Source organism: Flammeovirga sp. MY04, from assembly GCF_001682195.2.
GTDB classification, from domain to species: domain Bacteria; phylum Bacteroidota; class Bacteroidia; order Cytophagales; family Flammeovirgaceae; genus Flammeovirga; species Flammeovirga yaeyamensis.
In genome coordinates this window covers 4176362-4190848 of record NZ_CP003560.2, presented here as the reverse complement: position 1 = coordinate 4190848, position 14487 = coordinate 4176362, and the positions used below count along the sequence as shown (strand labels likewise).

Genomic DNA, 14487 nt, shown 5'->3' with positions numbered 1-14487 from the left:
TACATCAATTGATAAAAAATTATATTTTTGCGTGAATTAAAATTTTAAAAACTCAGTAGAGATATACATGGACGCAAAAAGTATTCGCCGCACGTTCCTGGAGTTTTTCCAGAGCAAGCAGCACGCCATCGTTCCTTCGGCACCACTTGTAATTAAAAACGATCCTACGTTGATGTTTACTAACGCAGGTATGAATCAGTTCAAAGATTACTTCTTAGGAAACAAAGCCGCCGAGGACACACGTGTCGCCGATACTCAAAAATGTTTACGTGTATCTGGTAAACACAACGATTTGGAGGAAGTGGGTATTGACACTTACCACCATACAATGTTCGAAATGCTAGGTAACTGGTCTTTCGGAGATTATTTCAAAAAAGAGGCAATTGAGTGGGGTTGGGAACTTCTTACTGAAGTTTACAAGCTACCAAAAGATAGATTATATGTTACAGTATTCGAAGGCGATGAAGGCGACGGTACTGAGCTAGATCAAGAAGCTATTGATATCTGGAAAGGGTTAATCGACGAAGACAGAATTATCCCTGCTAACAAAAAAGATAACTTCTGGGAAATGGGTGAGACAGGTCCTTGTGGTCCTTGTTCTGAAATCCATATTGACCTTCGTAACGACGAGGAAAGAACAAAAGTAGATGGTCTTTCTTTAGTCAATGAAGATCACCCACTAGTGGTAGAGATCTGGAACCTTGTATTTATGCAATTCAACCGTAAAGCGGATGGTTCTTTAGTTTCTCTTCCTAACAAACATATCGATACAGGTATGGGATTCGAACGTTTATGTATGGCGATTCAAAAGAAAGAATCGAACTACGATACAGACGTATTCCAACCAATGATCCAATTCTTGGCTGCTAAGTCGGGTAAAGCGTATGGTGAGGACGAAAAGATAGATATCGCTATCCGTGTGATCTCTGACCACATTCGTGCGATTTCATTTGCTATTGCAGATGGTCAATTACCTTCGAACAACAAAGCAGGTTATGTGATCCGTCGTATTCTTCGTAGAGCGGTACGTTACGGTTATACTTTCTTGGAGTTCAACAAACCATTCATGTATGAGTTGGTGGATATTCTTTCTGACCAATTCGAAGAAACTTTCCCTGAGGTAATTTCTCAAAGAGATTTCATCAAGAAAGTAGTGATGCAAGAGGAGCAAGCTTTCTTAAGAACATTGGAGAAAGGTTTATCTATTCTTCAAAAAGCAATGGACGGTGCATCGGACAAAACGATTGCAGGTAAAGAAGCCTTCACTTTGTACGATACATTCGGTTTCCCTCTTGATTTAACACAATTGATCGCTTCTGAAAATGGATTCACTGTAGATACAGCAGGATTCGATGCAGCTATGAAAGAGCAAAAAGACAGAGCTCGTGCAGCATCAGCTTCAGAAAAAGGCGATTGGATTGATGTAAACGATGGTGACTCAGTAGAATTCTTGGGTTACGATGCATTAGAATCAGACGCTTCTATCTTACGTTACCGTGAAGTAACAGAGAAGAAGAAAACAATTATACAATTAGTACTTGATCAAACTCCTTTCTATGCAGAAAGTGGTGGACAAGTAGGTGATAAAGGTACTTTAGTTTCTGGGGATGAGACGATCGCTATCTTCGATACGAAGAAAGAAAACGATTTGATTATCCACTTCGCTAACAAATTACCTTCTAACCCAGCTGCTCCTGTAATGGCTAAAGTAGATGCTTCGCGTAGATCTCTAACAGAGAACAACCACTCGGCAACTCACTTATTACACGCTGCATTACAAGAAGTATTGGGCGATCACGTAGCTCAAAAAGGTTCATTAGTCAACGAAAAACACTTACGTTTTGACTTCTCACACTTCCAAAAAGTGGAAGCGGAAGAAATCGAAAAGATTGAGAAAATCGTTAACCAAAGAATCCGTCAGAATATCCAATTGAACGAGCAAAGAAACGTTCCTATCGAAGAGGCAAAAGCAATGGGTGCTACTGCATTATTCGGTGAGAAATACGGTGACTTCGTTCGTGTAATCACTTTCGATAGCGATTACTCAGTAGAACTTTGTGGTGGTACACACGTTCCTGCTACAGGTAAAATTGGTTTATTCAAAATTACTGCTGAATCATCAGTTGCTGCAGGTGTACGTCGTATTGAGGCAATTACTGCAGATGCTGCTGAAGAATATGTAGACGAGCAAATCACTTTACTTCAAGAGATCAAAGAGCTATTAAAAGCGAAAGATCCTAAGAAAGCAGTCGCTGACTTAGTAGAAGCAAAAGCAGCTTTATCGAAAGAAGTAGAAACGCTTCGTAATAAAGAGCTTCAAGCAGTGAAAAACGAATTAGCTTCTAAAGCAGTAGCTAAAGACGGTTTCAACTTTATTGCAGCTAAAGTTTCAGTAGCAAATGCTCAAGGATTAAAGCAATTGGCATACGACTTAAAAGCTGTTGTAGAGAATATGTTCTTGATATTAGCCGCAAATGTAGACGGTAAGCCTCAAGTAGCTGTAATGATCGACGAAGAATTAGTGAAATCTAAAGACCTTCACGCTGGTCAAATCGTTAAGGAATTAGCGAAAGAGATCAAAGGTGGCGGAGGTGGACAACCTTTCTTCGCTACTGCAGGTGGTAAAGATATTACAGGCTTGGATGCTGTTGTAGTGAAAGCACAAGAGTTGGTTTAATCGACTTAATTCGAATAGCTTAGGCTGTTCTTAGATATATGAAAACGGTCTATCCCTTTATTGGGGTAGGCCGTTTTTCATTCATGACTGACTTCATAGACTTTAGACTACTGATGACACCAATATAAGTAGCATAAAGTATCAACTATTCTATCGATGTATAAAACTTTAGTCACAAAAATTCTGATTTTTGAAAAATGACTTAACATCTGTATCACGTTCTTCCCATCTTGTTAGATCTTCTGTGAAGACATCTTCTTTATGGTTAGAATACTCAAGACTATAGCATCCTCCTGATGTATGAGTGTAATAATTACTTTCATCGCCACTCATGAAAAGTAAAACTTCATTACCTTCTATTTCGTACGTTCCAGTGAAGTCCCTATAGAAGATATTTTGATCGTTAACTTTACCACCTCTTCTTTCTGCTGTGCCATCTTCTCTAAGTATTAACTTAATTATTTGATGATCATTCCCATCATTCCAATATATTTCATTAATAAAAACTCTTTCATTAGAAAGTTTTAATTGAGGTTGAGGTTCTTCCTTTTTTGATGAACAACCAATTGATAAAATTGACAAAACTAAGATTAGTATCTTTTTCATAACGTATTTTTTTAAGTGATTTACACTATGATAAGAGCATTTCTGAAAAAGAAACCCTATCCTAATATTGATTTTTTTTAAAATTTTTTAGAATAATTTACAAAAACACATATAATCTGATAAAGGTTAGTCTAAACTATTTAATATCATTGGTTTTATGTAGTTAAGTAATTTATTAATGGAAAACACATTACTTATTTCAAATAAAATCAATATTTTCGTACAACATTTTTTAACACACTATAATTAAAGCAGATTTTTTATGACTAAAAAACTAATTAAACTCTTCAGTATTGTTATACTTTTATCCATTTTTTCAGGCTGTACAGAAGAAGAAACAAAACCTAATTCAATCATAGATAATTCAGGAAGTCTAAAAGTTGAGAATATCAATATCACTTATAAAAATGAAGATGCGGGAATTGATGTTGTATTTACCAAAGAAGATAATATTGCCTCCGATATATTAATCGAATTCAAACAAGTAGAAGGTGGGACTTATGGAAGTACAATCAAAGCATCTGATCTAGATGACTACCGAATTCCTGTAGGTAAATACAATGCGTCTTTTAGTAGATTTAACCCTGACGAATATATAGATGATAGTAGAAAATTGCATTTCCTTCCTATCTTCTCAGGTACTTTTGATTTTGAAATTAAACAAGATGAAATTACTTCTATTGATCTTGAAACTTCAGATTCTGAAGGGTATGCAGTTACCTATGATGTACCTCAAGATTTAATCAATACATTTGGATCCTTGGAGTTGCATGTAATGCAAAATATATCAGAACTTAAATTTGACGTAGAAAGGGAAAAGAAAATATTCTTTGCTTCATCAGATGATATCGGAAATACATATAAAGATGGCGGATCTGGATTTGGTGTACATCTTTCTACAGAAATAGATGATAGACCTTACTACTTATCAAAAATTTATATTCAAAGAGAAGGTACAAATCATATACATTTTAGTCTTTCTGATTTTACCAATCCTACTGATGGATTTTCACAAAAACACTCTGTTTTGAATTTTAAGGAGTATGTTTTAGCTAGTGTAAGTTATGATGTTTACGTAAGTAAAGAATTAAATAGCTGGGATAAAAATAATGACCTTTCCGAATTTAAAAATATTAAATTGGATGAAAACGGTAATATTATATTCCTTGCTGTATCGTTTTTAGATAATGAAACAACAGTAGATCAATCTTTACCCAAAAGCATTTTAAACTTCCCAGAACTAGAAACCTTGGTTGTAAACTACAGTTACGGGGTTAAGTTATGGGATGAGATTGGAGATTTGCTTCCTAACCTTACTCATGTGAGTCTTGCCCAAACAAGTGTCACTTTACCCGAGTCATTTTACAAGTTAAATCTCACCTATTTGGACATGGAAAAAGTCCAATTTAATGATGATATAAAAAGTAAAATCCTTGGTTTCAATAATCTTGAATATTTAAGTTTTCAGTATACAGAAACTTTTCCAGATGTGCGTCATATGAAAAATTTAAAGGCACTAAGGTTAGAGGGGCCTTACATTTGGGAAGATGGGGCTGCCCCAATTACTATACCTTCTTGGATCGGCGAATTACAACAATTAGAAGAATTTGGTCTAGAAGATACGAGAATATATGAATTCCCAGTTACTATGAGAGAAATGAAGAACTTAAAGAAAGTGTATCTGTATAGCAACGATATTAAAGAATTCCCTGATTTTATTCAATATTTACCTCAGTTAGAAGAGATTGTTCTATCCGTCAATAAGATTGAAGGTGAATTCCCATTGTATCTTACTGAATTTCAAAATTTGAAATACCTAAACCTTGCCAATAATAAACTTTCAGGTCCACTACCTTTAGAAATCTTAAATATGTCCTCTTTAGAAAAATTAGATATAATCTATAACTATTTTACAGAAGAAGATATCCCTCAAGAATTAAAAAATGGGGATTTCGAATTTCTTTATTTTGGGCAACAAGTGGCTGAATAGTTGGAATTCATAATTTAAAAAGTAGTAACCAAAAAAGCTTTACTCAATTAAACTTTGTTTAAATCATTTTTCGATATATAAAAACGGCCTTTCTCATATTGGGAAAGGCCGTTTTTTATAACTTGAATTCTAATAACAATTAACCAACTGACAAAAAATTATAAATTAATTACAAGTTGGAAAATATGTTCTAAAAGATACTGATTTCGAACATTTACTATTTGATATTGAAGCAGAAATGGTTGTTGAACCTATTTTAGTTGCTTCAATAACAAGAGATGTATTAGTTTGACTAATTATTCTAGCCCCATTTACGTACCAGCGGACAGTTGTGGCATTACTTGCTCCGTTTTAAAGTATATCTACCTTGGGAAAAAGTTCCTGTAAAGGATACACACGGGTTTGAGTTTTCAACGATAGCTGCTGTATTAAAATCTGTACACTCTGAAGGATCATCCGGATTGGGTAATTCATCACCAGGTCCCCCTGGAAGTACTTTTAGATTTGAATGTTCAGTGCTTGTTTCTGGAATTAGTTCCTGTTCATCTGAAGTAATAGTTGAACAACTCATTGAGTAAATAAACAATGAGATAACAATGATGAAGTTTTTCATAGAGATTTAAATTGGTTTTTAAAAAATAGTCAGTCAGTTAATTGAATATCTAAATGTATTATAGAAATTTCTTTTTTGCAAAACTTTTTTAAATACTAGTTTATTCATTATCAATATCTAAAACCAATTAAATAAACATACTTTCATTGAAAATCTCCCCACCTTCGTTGAATTAATTCCCACGTTCTCAAACCCTTTTCTACTTTTGAAACATCACAAAAAATCAAATTGAAATGATAAAAAGATATATAATACTGCTCAATGCCTTTCTGATTCTATTTATTGGTACTTCTTATACATTAAATAGAGGATCAAAAAACAACTTGAAATATCCAATTGTAGGAACGAATCAAACCAAATCATTTGATAATAAAAAGGAAATTGATTTGCCTAAATTAGGAGATAAATTTTATGGCCAAAATGCTAATCACCTTGGAAACAGTCCTCAATATCAAGATAATAATGACGGAACTATTACTGACCTAGTCACGGGATTAATGTGGCAAAAATCTTTAGATCACAATGGGGATGGTAAGATTGATGTTAACGATAAATTATCTTATAAAGACATTATCAAAGAAGTCAATAAGGCAAATACGGGCGGATACAACGATTGGAGATTACCTACTATAAAAGAATTGTATTCTCTCATCATGTTTGATGGTCAGGACCTAAATCCTCAAGCAAATAATTCTGGTAATATAAAACCATTTATCAATACAGATTACTTCGATTTTGCTTATGGTGATGCTTCCGCTGGCGAACGATTAATTGATGTTCAATGTGCAACATCTACAATACACGAAGGAGAATTAACCCTAATATATGGCGTTAATTTCGCCGATGGGCGTATAAAAGGTTATGGTCAAAAATTACATGGAAAAGCCAAAAAATTTAATTACTTCCTTGTTCGAGGTAATGAGGAATACGGAGAAAACGATTTTAAAGACAATAATAACGGTACAATCACCGATGAAAATACTGGATTAATGTGGCAAAAAAATGATGCTGGAGAGGGTATGACTTGGGAAGAAGCTCTTGAGTATGCTGAAGAAAGTGATTTAGGAGGGTATTCTGATTGGCGACTACCTGATGCTAAAGAATTACAAAGCATCGTAGACTATGAAAGAGCCAACCACTCTTCTGGAGCTCCTGCTATTCATCCAATATTTGATATTACCCCTATTAAAAACGAAAAAAATGAGAACGATTACGCTTTCTTTTGGAGTAGTACTACCCACGAAAGACAAGGAAAAAATGGTGGTGGTGCTGCTGTCTATTTTGCTTTTGGAAAGTCATTAGGAAATATGCCAAAACGACCAGAGGGACGTGGACCCAATGGAAAAAATAGGACAATGGGACCTCCTCCTAGAAAAGAGAATAATCAAACCTCTAATCTGCCTGCAAATTGGATAGATATACATGGTCCGGGAAGTCAAAGAAGTGATCCAAAATCGGGTAATCCTTCAAAATTTAAAGACGGAAAGGGGCCACAAGGAGATGCCGTAAGAATTTATAACAGTGTCAGATTAGTCAGAAATATTTAGTCAAGTGAACAGATTGGTTTTAGTTTAAAACAGAAGAAGTCATACAATATTTTGTATGACTTCTCTTATTTATTTCCATGTTTTCAAAAAACTTGTATATAAGTTGAATTGAGTTTGAGATAAAACTTGATGAATATTATTATCCCTTTTCTTTTCTAACTCTTTACATTTTTTCTTTCTATCTTCTTCTTTTAGATCTATGTGTGTGTTTATTGACATATAGAAATTAAAATAAGCTTGCTCAATTTGTTTTTTTTGAGAACTCGATAAGCCAACATTTAAAGATATTGAGTTCATATCTTGTTGTGCCTGATTTCTTGGATTTTGAATAATCACATAAGTATAATCATGATGATGATGCTTACATTCCTTTCCATGGTGATGCTTTTTAGGCTTCTTTTTTTTCTTTTTATGGTGATGACAGTGGTGATTATGTTTACACTTATCATGTCCTTTTTTCTTTCCTTGAGCTTTTACAGAAAAAGCAGTACATATCAACAAGAAAAGAACAAAAAGTATTTTTCTCATAAGTAAATGAATCTGTTAAATAGATATACAAAGGGAAACCCCTAAAGTATTAGTTTATCATTTACTTAAACATCAAAAAGCCCTCCTTAAATGATTATTCACTATAAATCAAAGTGTTTAGCTTGTCTCATTTTTCCACCCCCACCTTCCTCAACTCATTATTTCCATAAAATGTAGGGAAATACATCAACTCCGCCTTGGCCGGATTTAGGTGATATTCCCCCGAATATCTTGGGTTCAATTCGATTTTAAAAGTGTATTTCCCCTTTGGCATTTTCTTACAAAAAATCGCCGTTTCATTCTTAAAATATTCTCTGTGTACTTCCACCCCATAATACGATTGTCTTTTGGAAGCATAAGAACAACCTGCAGGTATCGGCACATTGATCATCACATAATCCGATTCTTTTTTCACCTCTACTTCTGCAATTAGTGTCACGTTTTTACCTGCTTCTAACCTATCATTTTCGATGCCTTCAAAATGAGTATTGATGATAAAACCATCGGCTCTTCTCTCAGGATTTTCATCCCAATAATATTGATAGGAACTAAAATACACAGGAAATGCTCCTTCCTTCTCAATAGTTATTTGATGTACATTTTCTAGCGTCTTTTCGTAAGGGAATTCCGATACTGTTTCCTGAATATCTCCAGATAGTACCAATTTCGATGGTTGTTCTTTTCCATTAACATCCAACAAATCAGGTAAGATCGTTTCTACCACATTTGAAGATGAGTACGTATTACCCCAACTTCCTTCCGATCGTTTTTCTAAAAGATAATTTCTCATCTTTTTCAATTCAGAAGAGTGGTCATTTATCGAGTCTAATTTTAATATTTGATACACCAACAACGTATTCTGCACATCATTATTTACAATTGGGTTTCTCCACTTATAATGATATTGCTTTATGGTATCCGAGTAAAAGTAATTACCAAAAATAGTCTCTTGCTTAAATGCGGCCACCGTATCCATTGAGTAAGATAAGTTATTCTGAGTTTGTACCTTCATCAATTTCAATTTCTGATAAAGATCTAGTTTTCCCATCTTATAGATTTCATCAATCCACTTTTGATAATCGACTTTTGCATTTAACAACGATAACGTTTCAATAAGTGTAATTCGTTGATGTTTCGATTTAGATACTGCCAATCGATAGACTAAATCATCAGTGATGACCTCTTTATCTATTTCGACCTTAAAACCTAAACGTTCGGCCTCCAGTAATGCCTCAAGTACATGTTGAGTAATCCATTGACTACTTTCTGAATTAGGCCACCATCCCCATCTGTATTTCTTATCTGCTCTTTCTACTATCTTTTTGATGATTCTTTTAATATCTCCCTCTTTTTTATACTTCTTCCCTTTAAACTTAGCGATCCTCATCTGTGCCAAATGTGCTTTGAGTTTTGACGCCAACTGCTCATTACATAAGTATCGATAGGAAATTAAAGAGCGGACTTCATCTTCCACTATATTTAAATAATCTGAGGTAGCATACAATTGGACTTTGCTCTCATTGTCATCAAATGATAATTGAATAGTGGTGTCTCTATCCAAAACAGAGAAAGTACCCTTGGCTTTTTCCAGACCTATTGGGAAAACAGGAATACTGCGCTTTTCACCATCAAAATAACCCGATGAAGTATTGATTGTATATTTTAAATGAAGAGAATCAGCTTTAGATGTCACCGATACCGTATCGATATGAATGTCTTTAATCTCCATTTCTTTTTGAATGATTTTTTGATCATCCATAGAGAAATCAACCGATACATTAACAGTAGAAGGAGAATAGTTTAATGTTTTACCTAAAACCATTGCCGTATCCCCTGCCACTAAGAATCTAGGTAAGTTCAATTGCGTCATTAACGGTTTATACGATTTTATAGCACTTGATGCCTGACCGGTTTGCTTTTTATTATTCATGGCCAAGTAGTGCGTATCCCATTTCGTGATATCATCAGGGAAAACTACCTCAAACTTTACTTTTCCATCTTTATCAGTGGTTAATTGAGGTTGCCAGAAAGCATTATCACTAAAGTTATCTCTAAGGGAATTTGTCGCTTCGCTGTGAACGATTAACTGATCTTCGGCTTTCTTTTCCTCTAACTTTAAGCCCATTTTTGCAACTTTTTCATCAGACATACTAATAATCATCACTCCATTTGCAGCACGACTACCATATATACCTGAAGCCGCTTCAGGGTTTAGGACCTCCATAGAAGATATATATTCTTTATTTATGTTTGCTAAATCACCGGTATATACTTTACCATTAATGATAACCAATGGTTCTCCAGATTCAATTGTTGAAGACGCACCTCGAATAGTTACCACAGGACTACTTCCCGGAGTCCCCTTCACGCTTACTCCAGCTATTTGTCCTTGTAATGCCTGAGAAGTAACTGATGCTACAGATGCGGTAGCGTAACTCTTTCTTGTGGTTCCATAACCTATCACGATTACCTCTTCTAATTGTTCTACATCTGACTCCAAGAGCACATCTATTAAAGACCTCCCGCTAAGTTCAAATTCTTCAAAAAGATACCCTATGTATTTAAATTCTAAGATACCGGTATAAGGTGTTTTTAATTCGTAGTAACCATCAAAATTAGTCACTGTTCCATAAGTTGTTCCTTGTACCAATACACTTACCCCAGGTAAAGGTTCGTTAGAATTTTTATCTAAAACATAACCCGAAACCACTTTCCCTTCTCCATTATAACTATATTCGCGTTGGTAACTCTGCGTAATATTTTGAAGATTTTTTTGCTTTGAATAATGATTATTAAAAGGATTAAAAATAATGTCCTCAATTATTTTACTTACCTCTTTACTGAAATTGTCTTTCTTAAATTCTCTAGGAAAATCAAAAGAGTAATAAATAATACCATCTTTTTTAACCCAAACTTCGTCTTCGATATGGTATTTTTCTCCATTGAAAAATAAAATCAATTTATAGCTTCCTTCTTCAAGGTTACGTATCGAATACTCTTTTTTACCTCCCTGATACACCCTTATAAAATTGATGTCGTCATTTTTCATCATGACTACATTCAATAGTAAATCATTCTTTCTCTTTCCGTAGGTTTCCAGTTTAAAATTGAGTGTACCTTTACCTTCTTCTGTACTACTAGGATTGCGATATGTTGGGATTTTAATTTTCGAAAGTGCAACCTCATGTTCCCACATTTTTTTGATTTTCTCCAAGGTATATACCTCATCATCTAATTGAAAATCCCAATTATCTATGCCAAAATCATATCGATTCACTTCTCTCATTTTGAGAAGTTGTTTACCAAACTCAAATTCAAATTGATAATCTTGATTAAAATGAGTTTCATATTCATTGATGAGATTAAACTTGTAATCACCTAATACAGGACCCGTAGTATATCTTTTAGTTCTATATTTTTCCAAAGATGTTCCCAATAAATGTAGCTCATCATAATTCTCAATAAAAGCATATTTACCATTAAAGGTATTTCTAAAAGAGAATAGATATCTCTTTAAATTATTCTCTTCTGAAGTCGTTGGAAAGGTTAACTTTTCCCTCACTTGAATACGCTCATTTCCATGTTCATTTGCCGCACTGATAATCGTTTTCTTTCCTTTTTCGAAATAAACCGAATCAATGTGTATTTCTTGTCTTTCTGTTCTGATTCTAAGATTGTGTTTTCCAGGACTCACTGAAATGGAATAGGGCTTGGCAACACTCGTGAAAGAAAAATAAGCAGGTTTACCATCTACATACACCACTTTGATAGGTTCTACTTTTCCATTATTTATGATGAAAGGAGCAAACTGAGTCACACTATCTTCCACTGGATAGGAAGTATAATACATACTGTCGGATGGATAAAGAAATTGATAGTATTCGATAGAATCTAAACCCGCCAAAGCATTCCAAGTGGAGTAATCTAATATTAATGAGCGATTATTAGTTTCTATATCATTCACAGAAAAATTATTGATCAATTTTTTATCCTTTTTCCTTTTTGATAAATCATTTAACTCAGGTGCTTGTGCATCGAACTTATTCGTTAAAGAATAAGCCGTAACATCTACATTCTTTACAGGTTTCCCTTTATAATCTGTCACCAACACTTCTATTTCTGCTTTCTGACCAGGGTAAATTAATGATGGTTCCTTTACTTCTACATTTAGTTTTTTCTCTGCAATAGGGATAAGATAGGTTTCAGTTTTCATTTCTCCTCCCCACAAATAATTCAGCATGATGTAGTAGTTCTGGAGATGAGCAGCCTTTTTCGCATAGTTTAGACTATCCGAATATCCCTCTGCCTTTTTATTATTCTTCTTATATATGTGATAATCGAAGGTTAATTTTCTAGGGTTATCGATTTGTATAAAAACGGAATCTGCTGTTCTATGCGTATAACAAGACAACATTGCGGACTCTTGGTATAATCTTAAATCTTTAGAAAGGCTATCATTCTTTACCTTATAATCTGAAAAATAAGGAGACACTGCTGTAGCAAATGGCAATTCTCCTTCAAAAATAGAGGTGTGATTTCCGAAGTTATCATAAGCTGTTATTTCTACTTTCTCTGCTTTTGATTTCCCGTTCTCAAAATAGTCAAAATGAATAGAATCTGCCTGAAGTGATATATCAAAATATTGTTCTTTTGAGAAGTAATGAAAGTCTCTTTTCTCAATGATGTTTTCATTATCGGAAGTAAACATTTTCACTTTGACCGTATACTTCATATTCACATTCTCAAATAAACTATCTGGAATGATCACCTCTGTTTCCCCTTGAGGCTTAAGATCTTTTTTTATGGATGTAATTTTATTTTTGATAAAGATAGAGTCATCAAAATAATTCAACACATTACGACTAATTACATCAATTTCCACTCTCGCATCCATCAGCTGCAAATCGTTCTCATCAGTCCCTTTGATGTACATTTTCAGATCTTCTCCTTTGTACTGTTTATCTGAATCTGTTCGAACATGTAGTTTATTTTTTCCTAACTCATAGTCCTCAAAATAGAAATATGTCGACAGAAACTCATCTTCATATTCCGTTTCAAGCGATAGCGTATATCGTTTATCTAAAGTGAGGTTTAAAGAATCGAGAGGAAATTCAAAGCTATATCCGCCTTTTACATATGGAACAATCATTTTCACGGGCTTTTTATTCGATGAACGATAACCATATCCATCTCTAATAAAAAGATGTACATTTCCTTTAATTGGTTTTCCTTTTTTATTCGTAATAAAGGCCTTGAGTTTTAAAGTATCTCCTGGCTTGTACTTTGGTTGACTTAATGTAAAATAACCGTGATATTTTTTACTATAATAACTTCCTCCATTACAGTAATAGTCATCGAATATGCAGGCGACCCTCTCGAAGGTTCGTATCGAAAAGTATTTTATTCTACTTATGGTACCATATGTTCCTCGTCTGAAAATAGATTTCACCCCATCAATGGGAATATGTATGATAAAATTGATAGGGATTGTGACATATTTTAAAGGCGAACGGAACAGAACATTATTACCCCCCCTTCTAAACCTAGAGTACTTGATATCTTTCTCTAGATTTCTATAAGTAGTAAACCCTTTATAGGTCACTTCTAATACCCCCTTTTTATCCGATTTTTTATCAACAAATGCTTTCAGTTTTTTATTAAAATGAAGTTTTCTATTTTTCACTTTCACTTCTGCATCTGTGACCAATTCACCGTTAATATCAAATAGCTGAACAATAAGATCCGTACTGTTTTGTACTATAAATACATCAAGATTTTCTACAGTGACCACGCTCGATTCTAATTCTCCACCTTTCGCAAAAGCATACAGATAATGAGCTTCAGGTAGGTTTTTAGCATAATATCCATCGGTGGCAAAGGAGTCGACTAGGGTATGAAAATAGGTAGAATCAATTTCAGACAATCCTTCTTTATAGATTGTTTTCGCTTCCTCTTGGGAAAGCTGAAAAACATAGGTATGTACACTTGTTTGTCTGCTATCTACAAGTTCTTGCCCCCATGTAGATTGACAAAAAATAAAAAAAGAGAATATAAAAAATAATCTTCTGATGATTAAAAAATTTGATTTCATAAGTTAGTTTGCTTTTTGAGAGTAAGCTTGTTTGTTACCTTGTATTACAATTTATAAACTTATATTTTCTATTCAAAAGAATTCATAAATACTATGCTTTCAATAGATTATAATTCAAATATAAACCCTCAAAAAAACACCTTGTACCCCCTCTTAGAAATTAAAGTGTAATAATTACGTATTATTGTAGTAATATTGAAAACGACTTTATTTCCAATTTAAATTATCACCAATTATTATTAAAAAATGATGAATTATTACCACAATGTATGAAATGAATAAACACTATTACTACGACTAAAAATTTCTAAATAGCATTCTGCGGTAATCATCATTCACTTAAATATTTGATAAGAATACGACACTTTTTTGCTACTTATTTTTCTATTCTACTAAATAAAGCAACTGCATTTAAGGCTAGGAACTTCTTATCAC

7 protein-coding genes are annotated in these 14487 nt (G+C 33.8%); 3 read left to right on the top strand and 4 right to left on the bottom strand.

The features are described from left to right. Nucleotides 1-67: 67 nt before the first annotated feature. Nucleotides 68-2677 (top strand): alanine--tRNA ligase, encoded by a 2610-nt coding sequence (alaS, locus tag MY04_RS16700; protein ID WP_066211494.1) that lies wholly within the window; start codon nt 68-70, stop codon nt 2675-2677. A gap of 168 nt (nt 2678-2845) precedes the next feature. Here alaS and MY04_RS16695 read toward each other — a convergent pair whose 3' ends face one another. After that, nucleotides 2846-3283 (bottom strand): hypothetical protein, encoded by a 438-nt coding sequence (locus MY04_RS16695; protein ID WP_066211492.1) that lies wholly within the window; start codon nt 3281-3283, stop codon nt 2846-2848. 262 nt (nt 3284-3545) lie between these two features. Between MY04_RS16695 and MY04_RS16690 the strand changes: the two genes are divergently transcribed. Continuing rightward, entirely contained in the window at nt 3546-5273 is a 1728-nt protein-coding gene (locus MY04_RS16690; protein WP_066211490.1) for a leucine-rich repeat domain-containing protein, read from the top strand. Between the two features lie 337 nt (nt 5274-5610). Here MY04_RS16690 and MY04_RS16685 read toward each other — a convergent pair whose 3' ends face one another. Then, complete coding sequence (locus tag MY04_RS16685; protein ID WP_066211488.1) at nt 5611-5886, bottom strand: hypothetical protein; 276 nt, start codon at nt 5884-5886, stop codon at nt 5611-5613. Between the two features lie 233 nt (nt 5887-6119). On the opposite strand from MY04_RS16685, the gene MY04_RS16680 reads away from it, so the two are divergent. Next, complete coding sequence (locus tag MY04_RS16680; protein WP_205960482.1) at nt 6120-7433, top strand: Lcl C-terminal domain-containing protein; 1314 nt, start codon at nt 6120-6122, stop codon at nt 7431-7433. Between the two features lie 69 nt (nt 7434-7502). Here MY04_RS16680 and MY04_RS16675 read toward each other — a convergent pair whose 3' ends face one another. Both MY04_RS16675 and MY04_RS16670 read right to left on the bottom strand, forming a co-directional pair. Further along, on the bottom strand, nt 7503-7961 hold the full coding sequence (locus MY04_RS16675) for a hypothetical protein (RefSeq protein ID WP_066211486.1): 459 nt from the start codon (nt 7959-7961) through the stop codon (nt 7503-7505). A 127-nt stretch (nt 7962-8088) separates the two neighbouring features. Continuing rightward, the gene (locus MY04_RS16670; protein ID WP_066211478.1) at nt 8089-14052 is read right to left on the bottom strand and encodes an alpha-2-macroglobulin family protein; all 5964 of its coding nucleotides are present in this window, start codon (nt 14050-14052) and stop codon (nt 8089-8091) included. Nucleotides 14053-14487 lie beyond the last annotated feature (435 nt).